This is a genomic window from Pseudomonas sp. 1L-C-7-B-C1, assembly GCF_057291635.1.
Window position 1 is genome coordinate 243,080 of the sequence record NZ_JBXAWH010000006.1, and the last position, 20,064, is coordinate 263,143.

Sequence of the window (20,064 nt, forward strand, 5' to 3'; positions counted from 1 at the left end):
CGTCACCGCAGTGTTATCGGGCTGAAGGGCTTATTGAACGGCTTCGATGCGCTTCATCAGGTCAGCGTAAGGCGCGCCATGTTTGGCCCGCACCTCGGCTGTTGCGTCATAGAAAGCCTTCTTCTGGTCAGGCGTCAGCGTGATGAACTCGACGCCTGCCGCCTTCAGCTTGGCCTCGCTCTCGGCTGACTTCTTGTCCCACAGCACGCGTTCTTCAGCCTGAGCTTCGACCGCCAGCTTCTTCACCAGCGCCTGTTGCTCCGGGTTCAGCTTTTCCCAGGCGGCTTTGGACATCACCACCGGCTCCGGCAGGATCAGATGCTCGGTGAGGGTGTAGAACTTGGCGTTCTGATAGTGGTTGTGTTCGAGCAGGGTTGGCATGTTGTTTTCAGCGCCGTCGATCACGCCGGTCTGCAGCGCGCTGAAAATCTCGCCTGTCGCCATGGCAATGCCGTTGCCGCCCATTGCGTTGATGGTGTCGATGAACACTGGGTTGCCCTGCACGCGGATCTTCATGCCCTTGAGGTCGGCCAGGGTGCGTACCGGTTTCTTGGTGTAGAGGTTGCGTGTGCCGCCGTCCATCCAGGCCAGTGCGACCAGTTTGGCTTCGGAGTTAGTGATCTTGTCGAGCATCTCCTGGCCGATCGGGCCATCAATCACGTGGCGCATGTGGGCGTGATCGCGGAACACGAAAGGTAGGTTAAATACGTTCACGTCCGGTACCACCGGCCCGACGATGCCGAGGCTGATGCGGGTCATCTGGACGGCGTTGGCCTGGACCTGTTCCACGACTTCCTTCTCGGAGCCGAGTACACCGCCGGCGAACATCTTGAAGCTGATCTCGCCTTTGCTTTGCTCTACCAGCTTTTTGCCCATGTCCTGTTCAGCGACAACGGGCGGATAGCCTGCGGGGTGTACTTCGGCAAACTTGATTTTGATGTCCGCCAGCGCTGTGTTTGAGAGGCACAGCGCCAGAGGGAGTGCGGCGAGGAGCAACTTGCGTTTGACGTCCATGGATGTTCTCCGGTGTTGTTATTGTTTTTTCAGATAGAACGGTGGGGCATTTTTAATGCGGTGGAGCGACGGAGCTGGCCTGAGGCTCAGCCCTTGAACAGGGGTTCTTCGAGTCCCTTGACGCCTGGGTTTAGCGCGAACACGCCACCGGCCAGGGGCTGGTCGCTGAGGTCGCCGCCGGGGCGGATGGACGTGACGTACAGGGTGTCCAGATTCGAGCCGCCGAAGGCGCACATGGCGGGCTTTTTCACCGGCACACTCAGCGAGCGATCCAGCTTGCCCGCAGGCGTAAAACGATGGATCACGCCTTCATCGTTGCCGCAGATCCAGTAGCAGCCATCGGCGTCCACCGCTGCGCCGTCGGGGCGGCCGGCGTATTGGTTCATGTCCACGAACAGGCGGCGGTTGTGCGGCGTGCCGGTGTCGGTGTCGTAATCAAACGCCCAGATTTTCTGCACGGAAGGGTGTGAATCCGAGAGGTACATGACGCGGCCGTCCGGGCTGAAGCCCAGGCCGTTGGGTACGATCATGTCGGTAAGCTGGGCAGTCAGCGGATCGGCCTGGCCGGCGCTGTAGCGATACAGCGAACCCACGGTCAGTGCCTTCGCCATGTCCATGAACATGGTGCCGGCCCAGAAACGGCCCTGGCGGTCGCAGCGACCGTCGTTGAAGCGCATGTTGTCAGTCGCGTGCTCGACGCTGCTGAGCAGTTGCGTGGTGACAGTGCCATCGTCCTGGAGATGAAGGCGGAACAGGCCGCTCTCCATGCCGGCCAGCCAGCTGCCGTCGCTGTAGCGGGCGATGCAGGCGAGCATCTCCGGCGTTTCCCAACTCGTGGTGAGACCGTCTTGCGGGCTCCAGCGATGGAGGCGACGGGCCGGAATGTCGACCCAGTAGAGCGCCTGTTCCTGGGCGTTCCAGACCGGCGATTCACCGGTCGCGTTACGTGCATCGAGAATCAGCTCTGCGTCCATGACGATCATTCCGTGATTTTTATTATAAGAGGCCGACCTCACAGTCGGCCTGGCCGTCGTTGAGTCTTACTCGTCGCCAAACGGCCCGGACGCCACGAACGCACCGCCCTGGTACACCATGGCGGGGTCGTCGGAAGCCGGCATCGGCTGCGCCTCGACTTTGGCCCGGAACTGTTCGGAACTGTCTTTCGGCTGATAGCCCAAGTGATTGGCCAGGCGGTTGTCCCACCAGACCGTGCTGTTGTCCGAAGCGCCGTAAACGATGGTGTGGCCGACGTTCGGAGTGAACAGTCCGCGTTCGATCAGCTGGGTCAGGTCGTCGTAACTCAGCCAACTGGCGAGCATGCGCCGGTTCTGTGCTTCAGGGAATGAAGAGCCGATGCGGATGCTGACAGTTTCGATGCCGTAGCGATCAAAGTAGAAGCTGGCCATGTCTTCGCCGTAGGACTTCGACAGACCGTAGTAGCTGTCCGGGCGACGCATGGCGCTGGCGTCGATGACTTCGTCCTGACGATAGAAACCGATGACGTGGTTAGAGCTGGCGAAGATCACCCGCTTCACGCCATGCCGGCGCGCCGCTTCGTAGATGTGGAAGATTCCGCAGATGTTCGGACCGAGGATTTCTTCGAAAGGGCGCTCTACCGAGACGCCGCCAAAGTGGACGATGGCGTCCACGCCTTCGACCAACTGGTGGACTGCGTTTTTGTCGGCCAGGTCGCAGATCTGGATTTCTTCGCGCGGGCCGGCCGCCGGTGCCATGTCGGCGATATCGGAGAGACGCAGGATCTTGGCAAACGGACGCAGGCTTTCGCGCAGGACTTTACCGAGGCCGCCAGCGGCGCCCGTCAGCAAAATGCGGTTGAGCGGGGCCTGGGCGTTGAATTCAGTCATCGTGGGAAGCCCTGATTCTGATGTTGTTTTTATGGTGTCATCGGTTGTCGTATGACGCTTGCGGGATTATCAACAGGGCCCGCAAATTTTGTCAACGCGACGAAGGTGTAAGCCATCCGACGCCTGTCTGAAATGTTCGTCCGAACTGCCCAGATGCCGAGAGAATGCCGTGCTTTCACATTGCAGTGTGACGCCCGACGCTTTCCCGGCTAAAGCCGGTCCCACCAGGGGAATGCATGCCTATGGTAGGAACGGCTTCAGCCGGGAAGAGGTCAGTTCGAGCAGCATCACGTTTGCGGTGTGACGGCCGACGTCTTCCCGACCAAAGCCGGTCCCACTGACTGCATGCGACAGCGTTTGCCCCTTACATTAGCGAAATGGGGTAGCTGATGAACACCCGGTTTTCGTCGAACTCGTTGGTGCTGTAATCACGCCGCATCGACGAGTTGCGCCACCGCACGTTGAGGCTTTTGAACGTGCCGCTCTGCACCGTATACGCCAGCTCGGACTCGCGTCCCCACTCCTTGCCGTCAGTCACGGTGCCGGTGTGCACGTTATCGCCGCTGATGTAGCGGTTCATCATCGTCAGGCCGGGGATGCCGAATATCGCGAAGTCCAGGTCGTGACGCAGTTGCCAGGAGCGCTCCTTGGCATTGTCGTAGCTGGAGTTGTAACTGTCGTTGGCCAGGGTGCCGCCGCTGGTGCCATTGACGCGCATCCACTGGTCATCGCCATAGACCTTCTGCAGGCCGAGGTAGACGGTGTTGCCTTTGTAGTTGGCGGACAGCATCGCGTAGGCGGTCTTGTTATCCAGCTCGCCGGCCAGCTTGTTGCCGTCCTCTTTGCCGAGGAAGTAGCCCAGGTTGGTGCCCAGGGTCCAGTCACCGATCGGCTGCTTGTGGATGAGGTTCAGAAACTCCTGCTGATAGACGTCTTCCAGCTGCGCGTACCAGAGCCCGACCTGGGTGCGCTTCTCGTTGAAGGTGTATTCGCCGCCACCGAAGTTGAAGCGGTCCGACTTGAACGCGGCGGATTTACCGTTCATGAACATGTCTTCCATGCTCGCGTCGTTGCGTGGGCTGTTGCCGCGGAACTGGCCGCCGTACAGCGTGAGGCCGGCGATTTCCTTGGAGGTGATCTGCCCGCCGCGAAAGGTTTGCGGCAGCGACCGGCCGTCATCGGAACGCAGTATCGGCAACACTGGCATCCATTCGCCAATCTTCAATTCCGTATTGGAAAGCCGCGCCTTTGCTGCCACACCGAGGCGGCCAAAGTTGTCCGCGGGGCGTCCGTCATCATGGATAGGCAACAGTTGAGTACCGCCGGTGCCTTTGCCGCCGTCGAGTTTTTGCGAGTACAGGCCCAGCACATCGAGGCCGAAGCCAACCGTGCCCGGGGTAAAGCCCGATTTCACATCGAGAATGAAGTTTTGCGTCCATTCTTCGGCGTAGTTCTGCGGGTTCGCCGCGTTGGTGAAGTTGCGGTTGAAGTAGGCATTGCGCAGGTTGAGCGTGGCCTTGGTGTCATCGATAAAACCTTCAGCGAGGCTCATCAATGGCAGGCTGAAGGCGACGCTGCCAGCGCCAAGCAACAGCCACGAACGGTTGGTCTGGATCTTCATTACTTATTGTTCTCCCTTTCTGTTGACAAAACGGTCCCGCACCGAAGGTCGCCGCCGAGGCGCCGCAGGCGTGGACAGGGGTGCTCACGTCACCGGTTTTGAATGAGGCTCACTGCCTGATCGAAACGGCCGTCGCTGATCACTCGCTCGCGGGTGCGTCGGCGAAAACACACGCGCGCACAGGCACGAGAGAGGCAGGTGGAACACAAAGAGAGGGGGAGGTGTGGCGGATAACGCGGGGCGACAGGCGCCGATTGACTGTCATCGTCATGGAAGCATTCCTTTTTATTTTTGTTATCGGTTATGCGTTGTCGTACAACGCGATTTGGAGTATCGGCAGAGATCTGTACGCTGTCAACGCGCCAGCTCGGGAAACTCGCCAGCGGTCGTCATCCCGGGCTTACCAACGGTTACCGGCGGATATTGCGAACCCCCTGTTTCTCTGCTAATTTCGAAAATGTTAACGATGACATTTCCGCTTTAACAATAAAAACAACGGGATTTTTCGCTATGACAACTCGCCTCATGAAGGGCTTTTCCGCCGCTCTCTGTTCCCTCGCCGTGGCCGTCGCCTGCGGCAGCGCCATCAATGTCCAGGCCGCAGACGCCGCCAAGACCGGCCCATTGAAAATCGGTGCTTCGTTTCAAGAGATCAACAACCCCTATTTCGTGACCATGAAGGACGCCCTTCAGGACGCCACTACCAGCATCGGTGCCACGCTGCTGGTCACTGACGCGCGTCATGATGTGTCCAAGCAGATCAGCGACATCGAAGACATGCTGCAGAAAGGCATCGATATCCTGATCATTAACCCGACCGATTCGGTCGGCGTTCAGTCTGCGGTCAAGCAGGCCCATGACAAAGGCGTGGTGGTCGTCGCGGTGGACGCTCAGGCCAATGGCCCGCTGGACTCCTTCGTCGGCTCGAAGAACTTCGACGCCGGCGTGCAGGCCTGCGATTACCTGGCCAAGCACATTGGCGAGAAGGGTGACGTCGGGATTCTCGACGGCATCGCGGTGGTGCCGATTCTTGAGCGCGTACGCGGCTGCAAGGAAGCCTTGGGCAAGTACAAGGACATCAAGATTGTCAGCATTCAGAACGGCAAGCAGGAGCGTGATCAAGCGCTGACTGTGACTGAAAACATGCTGCAGGCGCAGCCCAATCTCAAAGGCCTGTTCAGCGTCAACGACAACGGGTCCCTCGGCGCCCTGGCGGCCATCGAGTCCAGCGGCATGGACGTCAAGCTGACCAGCGTCGACGGCGCGCCCGAAGCCATCAAGGAAATCCAGAAGCCCAACAGCAAGTTCATCGCCACTTCCGCTCAGTACCCTCGCGACCAGGTACGGCTGGCGCTGGGGCTGGCGCTCGCCAAGAAGTGGGGCTCGCAAGTCCCGGCGACCATTCCGGTCGACATCCTACTGGTGGATCAGGCGAAGGCGAAAACCTTCAGCTGGTAACGGGCGTGGCGCTGCTCGCCTGAGACTTTTTTTGGCCCAGGCGAGCGCCACAGATTGATGTGAGTTGCGCAGCGATGTTCTGCTGCGACGAGGTGCCCATGAGCTGTCTTCTGCAATTGGAAAACATCTGTAAAAGCTACCCCGGCGTGCAGGCGCTCAAGTCGATCAACCTGCAGGTCGAGCGCGGCGAAATTCACGCGCTGCTCGGTGAAAACGGTGCGGGCAAATCGACCCTGATGAAGATCCTCGCGGGCGTCGAGCATCAGGACAAAGGCAGCATTCTCATTGATGGCGCGGAGCAGCATTTCGCGACCTACAACGAAGCCATTGCCGCCGGCATCGGCATCGTCTTTCAGGAATTCAGCCTGATCCCCTATCTCAATGCCGTGGAGAATATTTTCCTCGGTCACGAGATCGTCAACGGCTTCGGCTTGCTGCGCAAAGGCGAGATGCGCGAGAAAGCCATCGCCTTGTTCGACCGGCTTGGGGTGAAGATCAATCTGGATTGCTCGGTGCAGCACTTGAGCGTGGCCGAGCAGCAGTTTGTCGAGATCGCCAAGGCGTTGGCCCTTGAGGCGCGTTTGCTGATTCTCGACGAACCCACCGCCACCCTGACCCCGTCCGAGGCCGAGCTGTTGTTCGACATCATGCGCGAGCTGAAAAGCCAGGGCGTGGCGGTGATCTTCATCTCCCACCACCTGGAGGAAATCTTTCAGGTCTGCGACCGCATCAGCGTGCTGCGTGATGGCGCCAATGTCGGCGCACTGACTGTCGCCAACAGTGACATCGACACGCTGGTGGAGATGATGGTGGGGCGGCGTCTGGAAGCGAACTTTCCGCCCAAGCAGTCTCGCGCCCAGGGCGAAGTGGTGCTGCAAGTGCGTGACATTCAGCTGACCCGTAATGGCCCGCACAACAGCTTCAATCTGCACAAGGGCGAGATTCTCGGCTTCGCCGGGCTGGTGGGGTCCGGGCGCACGGAACTGGCGCTGGGCGTGATCGGCGCGTTGCCGGTGTTCAGCAAGGATGTGCTGCTGCGGGGTCAGCCGGCGCACCTCAATGATCCGGCGCAAGCGCTCGCCAGTGGGATCGGCCTGTTGCCGGAGAGCCGCAAGAGCGAAGGGTTGATCGTGGATTTCACCATTCGCGAGAACATCTCCCTGAACAATCTGGGCAAGTACGAAGGCGCGGCGCACCTGCTCGACCGGCACAAGGAAGACACCACCACCGCCGAGCTGATGAAGCAGCTGTCGATCAAGGCGCCGAGCTGTGAAAGCCGGGTCATCAATCTCAGTGGCGGCAATCAACAGAAGGTGGTGATCGCGCGCTGGATCAATCACCACTGCGACATCCTGATCTTCGACGAGCCGACCCGAGGGATCGACGTCGGCGCGAAAGCGGAGATCTACACCCTGATGCGCACACTCACCGAACAAGGCTTCGCGATCATCATGATCTCTTCGGAACTGCCGGAAATCATCGGCATGTGCGACCGCGTGGCCGTTTTCAACAAGGGCGCTATCGTCAACGTGCTGGAGGCTTCGGCCATCAATCCGCAGGAAGTGATGCGCCACGCCACCGGGAGCCTGAACAGTGAACACCTCCATTAAAACCATGACCGCGCAGCCCAACCGGATGAAGGTCAACTTCGCTCGATTGATTCGCTCGCCAGCCTTCTACCCGTTCGTTGGCCTGGTGGTGGTGACGGTCTTCATGATCTTCGCCAGCGACAAGTTTCTCACCGGCGCGAATCTGGAAAACATCGCCCGCCAAGTGTCGATCAACGCCATCATCGCGGTCGGCATGACCTGCGTGATCCTCACCGGCGGCATCGATTTGTCGGTGGGTCCGGTGATGGCCTTGTCCGGCACGCTGACCACCGGGCTGATGGTCGCAGGCGTCCCGGCGCCGATCGCGATCCTCATCGGTTTGCTGATTGGCGTGGGCTTCGGAGTGGGCAACGGCATCTTCGTCGCGTACCTGAAAATGCCGCCGATCATCGTCACGCTGGCGACCATGGGCATCGCCCGCGGGCTGGGCCTGATGTACACCGACGGCTACCCGATTGCAGGCATGCCGGACTGGTTCGCCTGGTTCGGGCGCGGCACGCTGTTCGGCATTCAGGTGCCGATTCTGATCATGCTGGCGACGTACTTTTTCGCCTGGGTGCTGCTGCAGCACACACGGGTGGGCCGCTACGTTTACGCCATCGGTGGCAACGAAGAAGCCGTGCGTCTGTCCGGCGTGCGCGCCTCGCGGTTCAAGCTGCTGGTGTACTCGATCAGCGGGCTGACGGCGGCGATTGCAGGGCTGGTGTTGTCGTCGCGGCTGATGAGCGGGCAACCGAACGCCGGCGTCGGTTTCGAGCTGGATGCTATCGCAGCCGTCGTACTGGGCGGCGCGTCGATCGCCGGCGGTCGCGGCGTAATCATCGGCACGCTGGTGGGCGCGATGCTCCTGGGCGTGCTGAACAACGGCTTGAACATGCTGGGCGTCTCGCCCTATGTGCAAAGCGTGATCAAGGGCGGAATCATTTTGCTGGCGATTTTCATCAGTCGGCAGCGGCATAAATAATTTTGATAGTGACTGATTTGGCCTCATCGCGAGCAAGCTCACTCCTACAGGGCGACGCGGTCATTGTAGGAGTGAGCTTGCTCGCGATAGGGCCGGTCCAGTCACTGATGAATTTGAAACGATATCGGCTATCTCAGCCGTCATCCAAACATCAAAACAGGTAACCCGACATGGAACAAAACACAACAAACACCATGCAAGCCGTCGTCTGCCATGCGCCGAAAGACTACCGTCTGGAGCAGATCAGCAAGCCCGTTGCGCGGGCCAATGAACTGGTGATTCGCATCGGTGCCTGCGGGATCTGCGCCAGTGACTGCAAATGCCACTCGGGCGCAGCGATGTTCTGGGGCGGCGAGAGCCCGTGGGTCAAGGCGCCTGTGGTGCCGGGCCACGAGTTCTTTGGCTACGTCGATTCGGTGGGCGAGGGCGCTGAAGAGCACTTCGGCGTGAAGGTGGGTGACAAGGTTATCGCCGAGCAAATCGTCCCGTGCGAGAAGTGCAAGTTCTGCAAATCCGGCAAGTACTGGATGTGCGAAGTGCACAACATTTTCGGCTTCCAGAAAGACGTCGCCGAGGGCGGCATGGCGCAGTACATGCGCATCCCGAAGACCGCCATCGTGCATCACATCCCCGAGTCGGTGTCGCTGGAAGATTCGGCGTTGATCGAGCCGATGGCCTGTTCGATTCACACCGTCAACCGCGGTGATGTTCAGCTCGACGACGTGCTGGTGATCGCCGGTGCCGGCACCCTGGGCCTGTGCATGGTGCAAGTCGCTGCGTTGAAAACGCCGAAGAAGCTGGTGGTTATCGACATGGTCGACGAGCGTCTGGAGCTGGCGAAAAAATTTGGCGCCGACGTGGTAATCAACCCGAGTCGCGACAACGCCAAAGAGATCATCAATGGCCTCACCGACGGCTACGGCTGCGACGTTTACATCGAGACCACGGGCGTGCCGATCGGCGTTACCCAAGGTCTTGATCTGATCCGCAAGCTGGGCCGGTTTGTTGAGTTCAGTGTGTTCGGCGCCGAGACCAGCGCTGACTGGTCGATCATCGGCGACCGCAAGGAACTCGACGTACGCGGCGCTCACTTGGGCCCGTATTGCTACCCGATTGCCATCGACCTGTTCGAGCGTGGGCTGGTGACGTCGAAAGGCATCGTCACCCACGACTTCGGTCTGGACGACTACGCCGAAGCGTTCGCCCTGGCGGACTCGACCAAGTCGATCAAGGTGCTGCTCAAACCGGTTAACGGATAACACTGTCTCTTTAGGAGCCATCGGCGTTTACGACAGTCGCGATGCGGTTTACCTGACACAACGCTTTCGCGACCGTCGTGACCTCCGATGGCTCCTGCAAGGGACGGTGGCACACCTCAAGCAACCCCATAACAACAAGAGCGCACCCGGATGGATTACGTCATCGGTGTCGACATTGGCACCCAAAGCACCAAGGCATTGCTGGTCGATGGCCAAGGCCGGATCATCGCGCAGCACAGCCACAGTTATAAGGTCGACACCCCCAAACCGCGCTGGGCCGAACAATGGCCGCAGGTCTGGCTCGACGCCGTGGAAATCTGCGTTGCTGCGTGCATGCGCAAGAGCGCCTTGCCCAGGGACAGCGTCAAAGCCCTGTGTGTCAGCAGCCTGTATGGCGGCTCCGGCATCGCGGTCGATGCGCAGATCGAACCCTTGTATCCGTGTCTGATCTGGATGGACCGCCGCGCCGAAGCACAGGTGGAGTGGGTCAATCAGCACGTGGATCTGGAGCGGCTTTACACGATCACCGGCAACTCGGTGGACAGTTATTACGGCTTCACCAAAATGCTCTGGCTCAAGGACAAACAGCCGCAGGTCTGGGCTGACACGCGCTATCTGCTGCCGCCTAACAGCTACATCAATTACTGCCTGACCGGCGAGGTCGCGGTGGATCACAGCTCTGCCGGCAACATCGGCGGGGTCTATGACGTCCAGGCGCGGGGCTGGTCGGCAGAAATGCTCGATGCGCTGGGCATCCCGATGTCGATGATGCCCCAGCGGCTGGTTCATTCCGGTGATGTGGTCGGCGGCTTGTTGCCCGAATGGGCTGATCGGCTTGGGCTTACCCCTGGCATCCCACTGCTAGGCGGCGGTGTCGATGCCGCCATGGCGACCTTCGCCGCGGGCGTTACTCAGGCCGGCAACCATGTGGCAATGATCGGCACCAGCATGTGCTGGGGCTACCTCAATCAGCAGGTCGATGCCCGGCACGGTCTGGTCAGTTTCCCCCACGTCTTCAACGGCGCCAAAGACCTCTACATCTTCGGCGGCGCGATCACCGCCGGCGCCTCGGTCAGCTGGTTTCGCGAGCAGTTCTGTCAGGCCGAAGAGCAGCAGGGGCGCGAGACCGGCGAAGACAGTCATGTCATTCTCGAACGCGCGGCTATGAAGATCCCGGCAGGCAGCGACGGCGTGCTGTTCCAGCCGTACCTGATGGGCGAGCGCAGTCCGGTGTGGGACGCCAAAGCCAGCGGCAGTTTTGTCGGCCTGAGCCTCTATCACAGCCGGATTCACCTTTACCGCGCGGTGCTCGAAGGCGTCTCTTTTGCGCTTCGCCACAACATCGAAGCGGGCACCAAAGGCGCGCAATCCCTGGACCCTCGGCTGATCGTGGTCGGCGGCGCCAGCCACTCGGACCTGTGGATGCAGATCATCGCTGACGTCACCCACTTCCCGGTATACACCATCGTTCAGGAGGTCGAGGCGGCGCTCGGTGCAGCCTTGCTGGCGGCCCACGCGGTCGGGCTGGTGGATGAAGCGCAGGTTCACAAAGGCTGGGTCCAACTGGAGCGCCGGGCCGAGCCTCAAGCGGAGAACGTCGAGTTGTATTCGCGACTGTTCGCCGATTACGTGGCGCTGTACCCGGCGCTCAAACCGATCATGCATCGTCTGCAGGGAGCGTGACTGTGAACACGGCTCAATTTGATTTCAGCGGCCAGCGCATTCTGGTCACCGGCGCCAGCAGCGGCATCGGCTGGAAGGTCGCGCAGCAACTGCTGAACAGTGGCGCCGAGGTCTATGCCCTGGGTCGCGACGCATCGGCTCTGGAGAAACTGGCGGGGCAGGGCTGTCAGGTCTTGCGTGTGGACGTGGCCGATCAGCCGTCATTGGCCGCACTGTTGGCGGACTTGCCAGTGATGCACGGCCTGGTCAACTGCGCGGGGATTTCCATACTGGAATCCGCGACCGAGGTAAGCGCTGCGGCGTTCGATCAGGTCATGGCGGTCAACGTGCGGGCGGCGGCGATGATCGCGGGGGCGGTGGCGAAGAAGATGATCGGCGAAGGCGTGGTGGGGAGCATCGTCAATGTGTCGAGCCAGGCCTCGTTGGTGGCCCTGGACGACCACTTGAGCTATTGCGCATCAAAGGGGGCGATGGATGCCATGACCCGTGTGCAGTGTGGCGAATGGGGCCGTTACGGGATTCGCGTCAACAGCGTCAATCCCACCGTAACGCTGACGCCCATGGCGCAGATGGCCTGGAGCGAGCCGAGCAAACGCGACCCCGCGCTGGCGGCGATCCCCCTCGGCCGCTTCGCCGAAACCGCAGAAGTCGCAGCGCCGATCCTGTTCCTGCTGAGCAGCGCGGCGTCGATGATCAGTGGCGTGTCGCTGCCGATTGATGGGGGGTATACGAGCCGCTAGGACGCTCGGTTTTGCCGCAAGTGTTGAGGCTTGATGCGAGCCTCTTGTGGGAGATTCTATGGTTGCCATCAAGCCGAAATCCCCCTTTTGATCGTTCCCACGCTCCGCGTGGTAACGCCGCCCCGGACGCTCCGCCTCCCGCAGACGACGCGCATTCAGGCCGGGGGAGGTGACGCGGAGCGTCACGGGATGCATTCCCACGCAGAGCGGGGGAACGATCAAGATCAAAAGCTTCCCGGCTGAAGCCGGTCCCACAGAATGCACGCGCTGCTTTTAGTGGGACCGGCTTTAGCCGGGAAGAGGCCAGCCCAGGCGCCGACAGTATTGCGGATCAGCCACACTTCCTGTGGGAGCGAGCTTGCTCGCGAAGGCTGACTTCCAGCCGCTAGAAATGCAATGGCTGGACTGCCGCCTTCGTGAGCAAGCTCACTCCCACAAGATCTGCATCTGCCCTGAGAGCTGGTAGGTTTCACAGCGAGGGTTGCGGATGAAACATCACCCGCCGACGCCATTCTCCAGCTCTCCGACAATCACTACCTGCGCCTTCGGCAGATGCCGATCCTGGATCCGCTCCAGCAGCAGTTTTATCGCGCTGCTTCCGGCCAGCGAGGCGTCGTGGGCAATGCAGGCGATGGGGATGCCGAAGATGTCGGCGAACGGCAACCGGTCGATGCCGCAGATGGCCACGCTGTGGTGGGCAATATCTCGGTCGCGCAGGGCTTTCATGGCGCCCAGCGTGATGAGCTGGTTGAAGCCGAAAATCGCGTCCGGCAGCGGGTGGTCGCGCAAGTAATCCAGCGTGCTCTGGTGCGACGGTTCCAGAGTGTAGTCCCCGGCAAACACATCCAGCTGTACCGGCTTGCCGCTCTCGGCAATCGCGGCCTTCACGCCCTTCAGACGTTCCTCGGAAATCCGCGAATGGGCGGGGCCGGTCAGCACCAGCATGCGCCCCATGGCCGGGCTCTGCGCCAGCAGGTAACGCGCGCCCTTCAGGCCGCTGTGATAGTTGTCGAGCACCACATGACTGAATGGGCTGGCAGGCAATGCGCGGTCCAGTTGCACCACGGGAATGTCGCCGTTACTGAGGCGGCTGAGATAGACCGGCTGGTACGCCGGCTCGTCCGACACCGGCGACAGCACGATGCCAGCCACGCGGTAACTGAGCAGCGTATCCACCGCCTTGGCTTCGAGTTCTTCGGAGCCGTCGGTGTCCACCAGCATGATGGTGTAACCGCGGGTTTTCGCCTCGCGGGAGATCGCCTTGATCATCTCGCTGTAGAAGGGGTTGTCCACCGACGCGGTAATAACACCGATGATCATGCTCTCGCTGCGCTTGAGGCTGCGGGCAAACGCATTGGGAACGTAATCGAGTTCGTGCGCCACTTCCAGGATGCGTGCGAGCGTGGCGGGCTTGACCAGATCGGGTTTGTTCAGCGCACGGGAAACAGTGACAGGGGTCATGTTCACGCGACGGGCGATGTCAGAAATGGTGACGGGGGTTTTCTTGCTCATGGGCGATTGGCTGCCTGAAATCCGGGACAACCTGCGGGGCAGTCGCATCCCTCCAAAGAGTGCCAAGGCTAGCACGATGGAGGGCGCGAAAGGGATGCCCGTGTCGGCGCGGGCATGTAAACCGACGCCTTTATTTTCGGGAGCTGGTTGAGTGTCTGATGACGCTCGGTCGATACCCGGCCGCCAGCGTCAGACGCTGGTTTCCATTGCCTCGGCAACAGCGCGACGTCCGGCTTTGACGGGCATGGAAATCTGCAATTCGGTGAGTTCGTCAAAGCGCGAGAGATCCCGGCGCAGCTCCAGAAAGTAGTCCAGCGCGCCGCCCAGGCAGATGCTGTAGGCCAGCAGTTCGACGCCTTCTTCAACGGTGGTTTTCGCCAGCCGCGCGTAGCCGCCCTGAAGGATGCCATGCCACAGCGAACCCATGCCGAAGAGTCGCGAGAAGATCAGCACCAACAAACCGGCCATGATGAAACCGAACGCCGGACGCAGGGAAAAACGGGCGAGCCCCGAGACCACGTCGCGCCACGCGTTCTTGTAACCCAAGGCCTTATATACGCAGGTGCCAGCGGTGAGCAGCGCAGGCCACAGCCAGAAACTGTGACTGATCGGGTCGAAGAGCCCGTCCAGCTCACGGATCAGCATGCAGGCGAAAAAGCCGCCAATCAGGATGCCGACGCCACGTTGCCCCGGCTGCCGCGCCGAAAGCCAGAACAGACCGGCGATGATTGCCAGCATGACTTCCTGGCTGACCTCGGTGAACGAGGTTTCGAGGATGTCGGTCTTGGCGACGAAGATGTCGATGAACACCATGCCGATACTGAAGAGCGTAAGCGCCAGCATGACGCCAAATCGCGCCAGTGCTGATTTCACAAGTTGTAGATCGTTATTCACACGTTTTTCACTGTTGAGCCGGTATTAAGGGCGCGACTCTAAAGAACTTTCCCTGGTTAGCCAAACAGCGGATTAGTGCACGCTTTTAATTATTCTTCCATTCAGTAAAAGTCTTTTGTTGTATCGGGTGTTGCGGTTTTTTAAATCTGTCGTATTGGCCTTAATCACCGCCACAGTATGGCTTTGTTGGGGGGCTTATCAGGTCGAATAGGCGAGAGGCGCGCAAAGTCAAAGTGTTTAACATGATGATGAATATGTTCACGTATTCGTCAAAACTGCCTGAGCACAAGCCTCCGACGGCGCTCGCAGGTCTACCTTGCCTGATCGGTATCAGCGACACTGCGTGTCTTGTTCATACAGTGCCCGGAGCGCTCATGTCCCTGCCTGCTTCAACTTCATCGCGCGACTTCATCTTCGCCGCCTGCGCGTTGCTCATTGCCATGGTCGGCACCACGCTGCCCACGCCGCTGTATGCCCTCTATCAACAACGCCTCGGCTTCGACGCAAGCTGGCTGACCATCATTTTCTCAATCTACGCCGCGGGCGTGATCGCAGCGTTGCTGGCGGTCGGGAGTTGGTCCGATCAACTGGGGCGCAAGCCGCTGTTGCTGGCAGGGCTGGCAATGGGGGCGATTAGCGCGGTTATCTTTCTGCTCAGCGATTCGATTGGCGGTTTGCTGATCGGACGGCTTTTCTCCGGTTTCAGCGCGGGCATCATGACCGGCACGGCAACGGTTGCTGTCATCGAACTCGCCCCCAAGACCTGGAAAAACGCCACGCTGGTGGCCACGGCCGCGAATATGTTCGGCCTCGGCATCGGGCCTTTGCTGGCCGGCTTTACCTCGCAGTATCTGCCGGATGCGCTGCATCTGGTGTTCTACGTGCACCTGGTAATGCTGGTGCTGGCGACTGTCGGTATTGCCCTGATTCGGGAGACCGTGCAGCGCCCGCACACGCTGAAACTGGGTATTCAGAAACCATCGGTTCCGGCGTCCGTGCGCAGCGTGTTTATCTCCGCGTCAATCGCCGGGCTGGCAGGTTTCAGCGTGGCAGGATTGTTCACCAGCATGGTCCCGTCGGTGATGATCCACGTCATGCACGAGCAAGGGGGGTTGTTGATCGGTGCCGTGATCGGGTTGTTTTTCGTCGCGTCGATCATCGGCCAGGCGTTGCTGCAGGTGCTGCCGAAGGACCGGCACATGACCCTCGGTTGCGTCGGGCTGATTGTCGGGATGATCTGTCTGGGGCTGAGCATTGCTACGTCGCAGTTGGGGCTGTTGATCGCCGCGGGGCTGGTGGCAGGCGTTGGCCAAGGCATGATCCTGCGCGCCGGCATGGGTGCGGTCACCGCCAGCAGCCCGGCTGATCAGAAGGCAGCGGTCACGTCTGCCTTCTTCGTGGTGCTTTACGTGTCGATCTCGGTGCCGGTGGTGGCGGTTGGTTTCAGCGTGCGGGTGTTTGGCCTGGAGCATGTGGGCGAGTTCTTCGCCTCGCTGGTGGCCGTCGTCGCGTTGCTGGCGATGATCAGCATGAAGCGCGTGCAATCGAAACAGGCTGCCCTGTCGGCATCCGGGAGCTGAACAATGAGCGTAAAGGTCGGCTTGATCTCGGACACCCACGGCCTGCTGCGTCCTCAGGCACTTGAAGCGTTGCAGGGCTGCGATTACCTGATCCACGGCGGCGACATCGGCAAGCCGGAAATCCTCGACGCACTTAAAACCATCGCGCCGCTGACGGTGGTGCGAGGCAATAACGATACCGATGATGCCTGGGCTCGCGACGTGCCCCATGAAGCGGTTTTGCGTATCGGTGATGTCGCGATTTACATCACGCACATACTGGCCGATGTGCCGGCCTCTTTACCGGACGGGGTGCGAGTGGTGGTCACCGGGCACTCCCATCGGCCTGTGCAGCAGACGCGCGATGGCGTGCTGTTCATTAACCCGGGCAGCGCCGGACCGCGACGGTTCAAATTGCCGATCACGGTGGGCATGCTGCACATCGAGGGTGATCAAGTGCGCGGTGAGTTGATTGAGTTGGCGCTCACATAAGCCCATCCAGTGCGCTTACGACGCAGTCCAGTGTGAGAGTGAGGTTGCTTACGAAGACGATCTTCCCTCCACCAAATATCTAGCGGATGTAATAGCCTCTTCGCGAGCAAGCTCGCTCCCACAAGTGATCTGGCAGCTGATAGGGCTTCGGCGAACACGGTCACTGTGGGAGTGAGGTTGCTCACGAAGACGATCTTCCCTCCACCAAATATCTAGCGGATGTAATGGCCTCTTCGCGAGCAAGCTCGCTCCCACAGGTCATCCGCCAACTGAAGGATCTGCGTCCGCAGTTACTTCGCGATCGGGTCCAGGCCGCTGGCTTTGATCGCCGGGGCAGCTGCGGTTGAACTCAGAAACTCCAGAAACTGTTTGGCCTGTTCAGGGTGTTTGCTCTGGGTTACGACGCCCGCCGAGTAAAGCGTCATCTGCTGTGCCTGGTCGGGGATCAGGCCGATGATGTCGATGCCTTCTACCGGCTTTAGCTCGCTCAACTGTTGAAAGCCGATCTCGGCGTCTCCGCCTGCGACGACTTCTCCGACGGGCTGGGCGGGGATCATGCGGCTTTTGCTTTGAATCCGGTCGGCGATGTGCATCTGGCTGAACAGCACGCGAGACAGGTACACGCCGCTGGCACTGTCCGAATAGGCGATGCTTTTAGCGTCCAGCAGGGTCTGCTTGAAGGCTTCCATGGTGCTGATGTCAGGGTGCGGCGCGCCATGGCGCACGGCCATGGCGATGTAGGATTTGCCCAGATCGACGCGGGTTTTCGGATCGACCTTGCCGTCCTTGATCAACTTGTCCAGCGCTGCACCCACCATCAGCACCACGTCGGCCGGCTCGTGGCGGGCCAGTCGGTTGGGAATCGCCTGGGGCGTCGCGCCCATCGATGGCGCCACCTCGCCTTGCAGCTTTACGCCGGCACGCTGTTCGTAATCGGGCGCAACAGCCTTGAACGCACCCATGATCCCGCCGGAACTCAGGACGATCAGTTGAACAGGGGCAGGTGCCGTAGCGGCATGGGAAAAAGCGACTGGAACGAGGGAGAGGGCGGCACTGAGGAGGTAAGGCAACATTCTTTTCATGGAGATAAACCCGGCGTTTGAGATGAATATGACGAAATAAAACAGCGCGGGCAGTATGTGGCAATTGTGGGATCAGTAAATCCCTTTCTTGCCGATGCGCTTGCGCTTTTCGTCTTCAAACCCATGCACCGCCTGCGTCGAGCGGCTTTTCGCCCGACGCAGATAAAGCGGGTTTACACCTTGAAGTGACTGACCAGCATTTGCAGCTGATTGCCCAGCCGTGCGAGTTCGACGCTGGACGCGGCGGTTTCTTCGCTGGCGGCGGCCGTCTGTTCAGACACGTCGCGCACGTTCACGATGCTGCGGCTGATCTCTTCGGCCACCGAGCTCTGCTGCTCCGCGGCAGCGGCTATCTGCTGGTTCATGGCCTGAATGTTCGACACTGTCTGGGTAATGCTTTCCAGCGAAGTGCCGGCCTTGCGGGTCAGGGCAACGGAGCTGTCCGTCAGGTTGCGGCTGCTGAGCATGATCTCCGAAACCTGGCGTGTGCCGTTCTGCAGCGCGGCGACCAGTCCTTCGATCTCCTCGGTCGATTGCTGAGTGCGTTGCGCCAGGCCACGCACTTCATCGGCGACCACGGCAAAACCGCGACCGGCTTCACCCGCACGCGCGGCTTCAATGGCAGCGTTGAGTGCCAACAGGTTGGTCTGCTCGGCGACGGCCTTGATCACGTCCATGACCTTGCCGATCTTGTCGCTTTCCTGTTCCAGCACGGACATCGCGTCAGTGGAACGAACCACTTCGCTGGCCAGCTTCTCGATCTGTGTGATCGCTTCGCCCACCACTTTGTCGCCTTCCCGTGCCTGCTTGTCCGCGGCAGAGGCGGCGACCGAGGCCTGCTCGGCGTTGCGCGCCACCTCGTGAACGGTGGCTGACATTTCGTGCATCGCGGTGGCGACCTGGTCGGTCTCCACTTTCTGGCTGTTGACCCCGGCGCTGGTCTGTTCGGTCACGGCCGACAGTTCTTCAGCGGCACTGGCGATCTGCGTGACGCTGTCACGGATGCCGCCGATCAGTTCGCGCAGCGTGGCGCCCATGCGCTGGATACCCATTTGCAAGACGCCCAGTTCATCTTTGCGAGTCACGACCATGTCGTGGGACAAATCACCGGAGGCAATGCGATCGACGACGGCCAGGGTCTGCTGAAGCGGACGGGTGATCTGACGGGTGATGATGATCGCCGCCAGCGTCCCGAGAATCAGCGCAAGCAGCGTGCCGGCCAACTGCAGCGTACGGGCTTGCTGGCTGTCGGCCTGCCCCAGGGTGATCTGCAAGTCATTCAACTGCTGCGCCAGTTTGATGATGGCGCTCTGCTCTTCGGTCATCTCGGTGCGCGCGGCGTTGATGTTGTCGACCGCGACCTTGAAGCCCTTCACCGAGGTGCGATACCCCTGCAGTGCCCCTTCCAGTTGCTTCAGACGCTCGGCCTGAGTACCGCCAAACATGGCGTTCAGCGGAGCGAGACCGTCGATGGCGCTGGTCAACTGACGCGTCGCCGTTTCTTCCGTCTTGGCAGAAACATTGGCGGTGTAGCCGCGCACTTCGTAGCGCACCAGCATCACGTCTTCTTTGGCTTTGATCACCGCCTCGTACTGCTCGAAACGGCGTTCGTCAGTCGGCTCAAGTTTCATCACATCGTCGTTGATCGCCGCGATCAGGTCCGCCGCTTTCACCGCGTCGACACCCATGTCGGCGCGAACCTTGGCGCTTGCCTGATAGGCCTCGCGCATCTTGTTCAGCGACGACTGATACGCACTGATCTGCTCACCCATCGCCTTGATGGGCGGGACGTTCAGTGGGTGAGTGAAGGTGCTCTGCAGGAATTGCTGCTGCGCCTTGAAGCCGTCAAGCGCGGTCTGCACAGTCTGCGCTGCGGTTTCGTCGCCATTGCTGAGCATGTACTGCAGGCGTGATACCCGCAGGTCTGTCAGCTTCTGGCCAAGCTTGTTGATGTCGGCAACGCGGTCGCTGCGGTAGGTCATGTTGCCGAGGCTGTTCCAGCCCACGACGGCCAGCAGGGCGGTCAATACAAGCACCACGCCAAAGCCGAGGGCCAACTTCATGTTGACGCTGATGTTTGCAAACCAGCTGTTCATTCCATTTCTCCAGAATCCGTAAATATTTGAAATCGTCAGCTGGAGGGTTTTTGTTATGGAAACCAGCACAACATTCATGTGTACGAATGCATCGGCAGGCTGGGGAGAATCTGAAACCGATATCAGAATTGTCCGACAGTCGTGTGAGAGGAGAGGTACAGGCAGTAGAAAAAACGCGTGGCCCAGAAACAATCAAGCCCGGCAAAGGCCGGGCT

General features: G+C 60.3%; 16 protein-coding genes and 1 pseudogene. 8 read left to right on the forward strand and 9 right to left on the reverse strand.

Annotated features, from left to right (window positions below):
- Positions 1–30: 30 nt before the first annotated feature.
- The 4 genes from AC0Z8Z_RS11980 to AC0Z8Z_RS11995 all read right to left on the reverse strand — a co-directional run bounded on the left by AC0Z8Z_RS11980 (position 31) and on the right by AC0Z8Z_RS11995 (position 4,500).
- Positions 31–1,014 (reverse strand): TRAP transporter substrate-binding protein, encoded by a 984-nt coding sequence (locus tag AC0Z8Z_RS11980; RefSeq protein WP_485619227.1) that lies wholly within the window; start codon positions 1,012–1,014, stop codon positions 31–33.
- Between the two features lie 86 nt (positions 1,015–1,100).
- Positions 1,101–1,988 carry a glucurono-1,5-lactonase gene (locus tag AC0Z8Z_RS11985; RefSeq protein WP_485619228.1) on the reverse strand — a complete coding sequence of 296 codons (888 nt, stop codon included), beginning with the start codon at positions 1,986–1,988 and terminating at the stop codon, positions 1,101–1,103.
- A 66-nt stretch (positions 1,989–2,054) separates the two neighbouring features.
- Positions 2,055–2,879, reverse strand: a complete 825-nt coding sequence (locus AC0Z8Z_RS11990) for an NAD-dependent epimerase/dehydratase family protein (RefSeq protein ID WP_485619229.1) — start codon at positions 2,877–2,879, stop codon at positions 2,055–2,057.
- Between the two features lie 364 nt (positions 2,880–3,243).
- A complete protein-coding gene (locus AC0Z8Z_RS11995; RefSeq protein WP_485619230.1) occupies positions 3,244–4,500 on the reverse strand; it encodes an OprD family porin in 1,257 nt (418 codons plus the stop codon).
- Between the two features lie 525 nt (positions 4,501–5,025).
- On the opposite strand from AC0Z8Z_RS11995, the gene AC0Z8Z_RS12000 reads away from it, so the two are divergent.
- The 6 genes from AC0Z8Z_RS12000 to AC0Z8Z_RS12025 all read left to right on the forward strand — a co-directional run bounded on the left by AC0Z8Z_RS12000 (position 5,026) and on the right by AC0Z8Z_RS12025 (position 12,214).
- Positions 5,026–5,958, forward strand: a complete 933-nt coding sequence (locus AC0Z8Z_RS12000; RefSeq protein WP_485619281.1) for a substrate-binding domain-containing protein — start codon at positions 5,026–5,028, stop codon at positions 5,956–5,958.
- Between the two features lie 98 nt (positions 5,959–6,056).
- Positions 6,057–7,568, forward strand: a complete 1,512-nt coding sequence (locus tag AC0Z8Z_RS12005; protein WP_485619231.1) for a sugar ABC transporter ATP-binding protein — start codon at positions 6,057–6,059, stop codon at positions 7,566–7,568.
- A 4-nt stretch (positions 7,569–7,572) separates the two neighbouring features.
- Positions 7,573–8,532 carry an ABC transporter permease gene (locus tag AC0Z8Z_RS12010; RefSeq protein WP_485619282.1) on the forward strand — a complete coding sequence of 320 codons (960 nt, stop codon included), beginning with the start codon at positions 7,573–7,575 and terminating at the stop codon, positions 8,530–8,532.
- 170 nt (positions 8,533–8,702) lie between these two features.
- Entirely contained in the window at positions 8,703–9,791 is a 1,089-nt protein-coding gene (locus AC0Z8Z_RS12015) for an alcohol dehydrogenase catalytic domain-containing protein (protein WP_369303568.1), read from the forward strand.
- Positions 9,792–9,941: 150 nt separating this feature from the next.
- Positions 9,942–11,474, forward strand: a complete 1,533-nt coding sequence (locus AC0Z8Z_RS12020) for an FGGY-family carbohydrate kinase (protein ID WP_485619232.1) — start codon at positions 9,942–9,944, stop codon at positions 11,472–11,474.
- 2 nt (positions 11,475–11,476) lie between these two features.
- Positions 11,477–12,214: an SDR family oxidoreductase gene (locus tag AC0Z8Z_RS12025; RefSeq protein WP_485619233.1), complete on the forward strand. Its 738-nt coding sequence runs from the start codon at positions 11,477–11,479 to the stop codon at positions 12,212–12,214.
- Between the two features lie 495 nt (positions 12,215–12,709).
- On the opposite strand, the gene AC0Z8Z_RS12030 is transcribed toward AC0Z8Z_RS12025, so the two are convergent.
- Positions 12,710–13,726, reverse strand: a complete 1,017-nt coding sequence (locus AC0Z8Z_RS12030; protein WP_485619234.1) for a LacI family DNA-binding transcriptional regulator — start codon at positions 13,724–13,726, stop codon at positions 12,710–12,712.
- 189 nt (positions 13,727–13,915) lie between these two features.
- On the reverse strand, positions 13,916–14,599 hold the full coding sequence (locus tag AC0Z8Z_RS12035) for a hypothetical protein (protein WP_205484772.1): 684 nt from the start codon (positions 14,597–14,599) through the stop codon (positions 13,916–13,918).
- Positions 14,600–14,994: 395 nt separating this feature from the next.
- Between AC0Z8Z_RS12035 and AC0Z8Z_RS12040 the strand changes: the two genes are divergently transcribed.
- Both AC0Z8Z_RS12040 and AC0Z8Z_RS12045 read left to right on the forward strand, forming a co-directional pair.
- A complete protein-coding gene (locus AC0Z8Z_RS12040) occupies positions 14,995–16,200 on the forward strand; it encodes an MFS transporter (RefSeq protein WP_485619235.1) in 1,206 nt (401 codons plus the stop codon).
- A gap of 3 nt (positions 16,201–16,203) precedes the next feature.
- The gene (locus tag AC0Z8Z_RS12045) at positions 16,204–16,671 is read left to right on the forward strand and encodes a metallophosphoesterase family protein (RefSeq protein ID WP_485619236.1); all 468 of its coding nucleotides are present in this window, start codon (positions 16,204–16,206) and stop codon (positions 16,669–16,671) included.
- A 290-nt stretch (positions 16,672–16,961) separates the two neighbouring features.
- Here AC0Z8Z_RS12045 and AC0Z8Z_RS12050 read toward each other — a convergent pair whose 3' ends face one another.
- The 3 genes and pseudogenes from AC0Z8Z_RS12050 to AC0Z8Z_RS12060 form a co-directional block, all read right to left on the reverse strand.
- A complete protein-coding gene (locus tag AC0Z8Z_RS12050) occupies positions 16,962–17,753 on the reverse strand; it encodes a substrate-binding domain-containing protein (RefSeq protein WP_485619237.1) in 792 nt (263 codons plus the stop codon).
- A gap of 173 nt (positions 17,754–17,926) precedes the next feature.
- Positions 17,927–18,805, reverse strand: a complete 879-nt coding sequence (locus AC0Z8Z_RS12055; RefSeq protein WP_485619283.1) for a methyl-accepting chemotaxis protein — start codon at positions 18,803–18,805, stop codon at positions 17,927–17,929.
- Positions 18,782–19,927 (reverse strand): annotated as a pseudogene (locus AC0Z8Z_RS12060) (methyl-accepting chemotaxis protein); the annotation flags it as partial. The gene AC0Z8Z_RS12055 and the pseudogene AC0Z8Z_RS12060, both read right to left, overlap by 24 nt.
- Between the last annotated feature and the right edge of the window lie 137 nt (positions 19,928–20,064).

Excerpts from the sequence above, each read along its gene's own strand:
- AC0Z8Z_RS11980 (WP_485619227.1), bottom strand. The coding sequence starts at position 1,014 with ATGGACGTCAAACGCAAGTTGCTCCTCGCCGCACTCCCTCTGGCGCTG.
- AC0Z8Z_RS11985 (WP_485619228.1), bottom strand. The coding sequence starts at position 1,988 with ATGGACGCAGAGCTGATTCTCGATGCACGTAACGCGACCGGTGAATCG.
- AC0Z8Z_RS11990 (WP_485619229.1), bottom strand. The coding sequence starts at position 2,879 with ATGACTGAATTCAACGCCCAGGCCCCGCTCAACCGCATTTTGCTGACG.
- AC0Z8Z_RS11995 (WP_485619230.1), bottom strand. The coding sequence starts at position 4,500 with ATGAAGATCCAGACCAACCGTTCGTGGCTGTTGCTTGGCGCTGGCAGC.
- AC0Z8Z_RS12000 (WP_485619281.1), top strand. The coding sequence starts at position 5,026 with ATGAAGGGCTTTTCCGCCGCTCTCTGTTCCCTCGCCGTGGCCGTCGCC.
- AC0Z8Z_RS12005 (WP_485619231.1), top strand. The coding sequence starts at position 6,057 with ATGAGCTGTCTTCTGCAATTGGAAAACATCTGTAAAAGCTACCCCGGC.
- AC0Z8Z_RS12010 (WP_485619282.1), top strand. The coding sequence starts at position 7,573 with ATGACCGCGCAGCCCAACCGGATGAAGGTCAACTTCGCTCGATTGATT.
- AC0Z8Z_RS12015 (WP_369303568.1), top strand. The coding sequence starts at position 8,703 with ATGGAACAAAACACAACAAACACCATGCAAGCCGTCGTCTGCCATGCG.
- AC0Z8Z_RS12020 (WP_485619232.1), top strand. The coding sequence starts at position 9,942 with ATGGATTACGTCATCGGTGTCGACATTGGCACCCAAAGCACCAAGGCA.
- AC0Z8Z_RS12030 (WP_485619234.1), bottom strand. The coding sequence starts at position 13,726 with ATGAGCAAGAAAACCCCCGTCACCATTTCTGACATCGCCCGTCGCGTG.
- AC0Z8Z_RS12040 (WP_485619235.1), top strand. The coding sequence starts at position 14,995 with ATGTCCCTGCCTGCTTCAACTTCATCGCGCGACTTCATCTTCGCCGCC.
- AC0Z8Z_RS12045 (WP_485619236.1), top strand. The coding sequence starts at position 16,204 with ATGAGCGTAAAGGTCGGCTTGATCTCGGACACCCACGGCCTGCTGCGT.
- AC0Z8Z_RS12050 (WP_485619237.1), bottom strand. The coding sequence starts at position 17,753 with ATGAAAAGAATGTTGCCTTACCTCCTCAGTGCCGCCCTCTCCCTCGTT.
- AC0Z8Z_RS12055 (WP_485619283.1), bottom strand. The coding sequence starts at position 18,805 with ATGGGTATCCAGCGCATGGGCGCCACGCTGCGCGAACTGATCGGCGGC.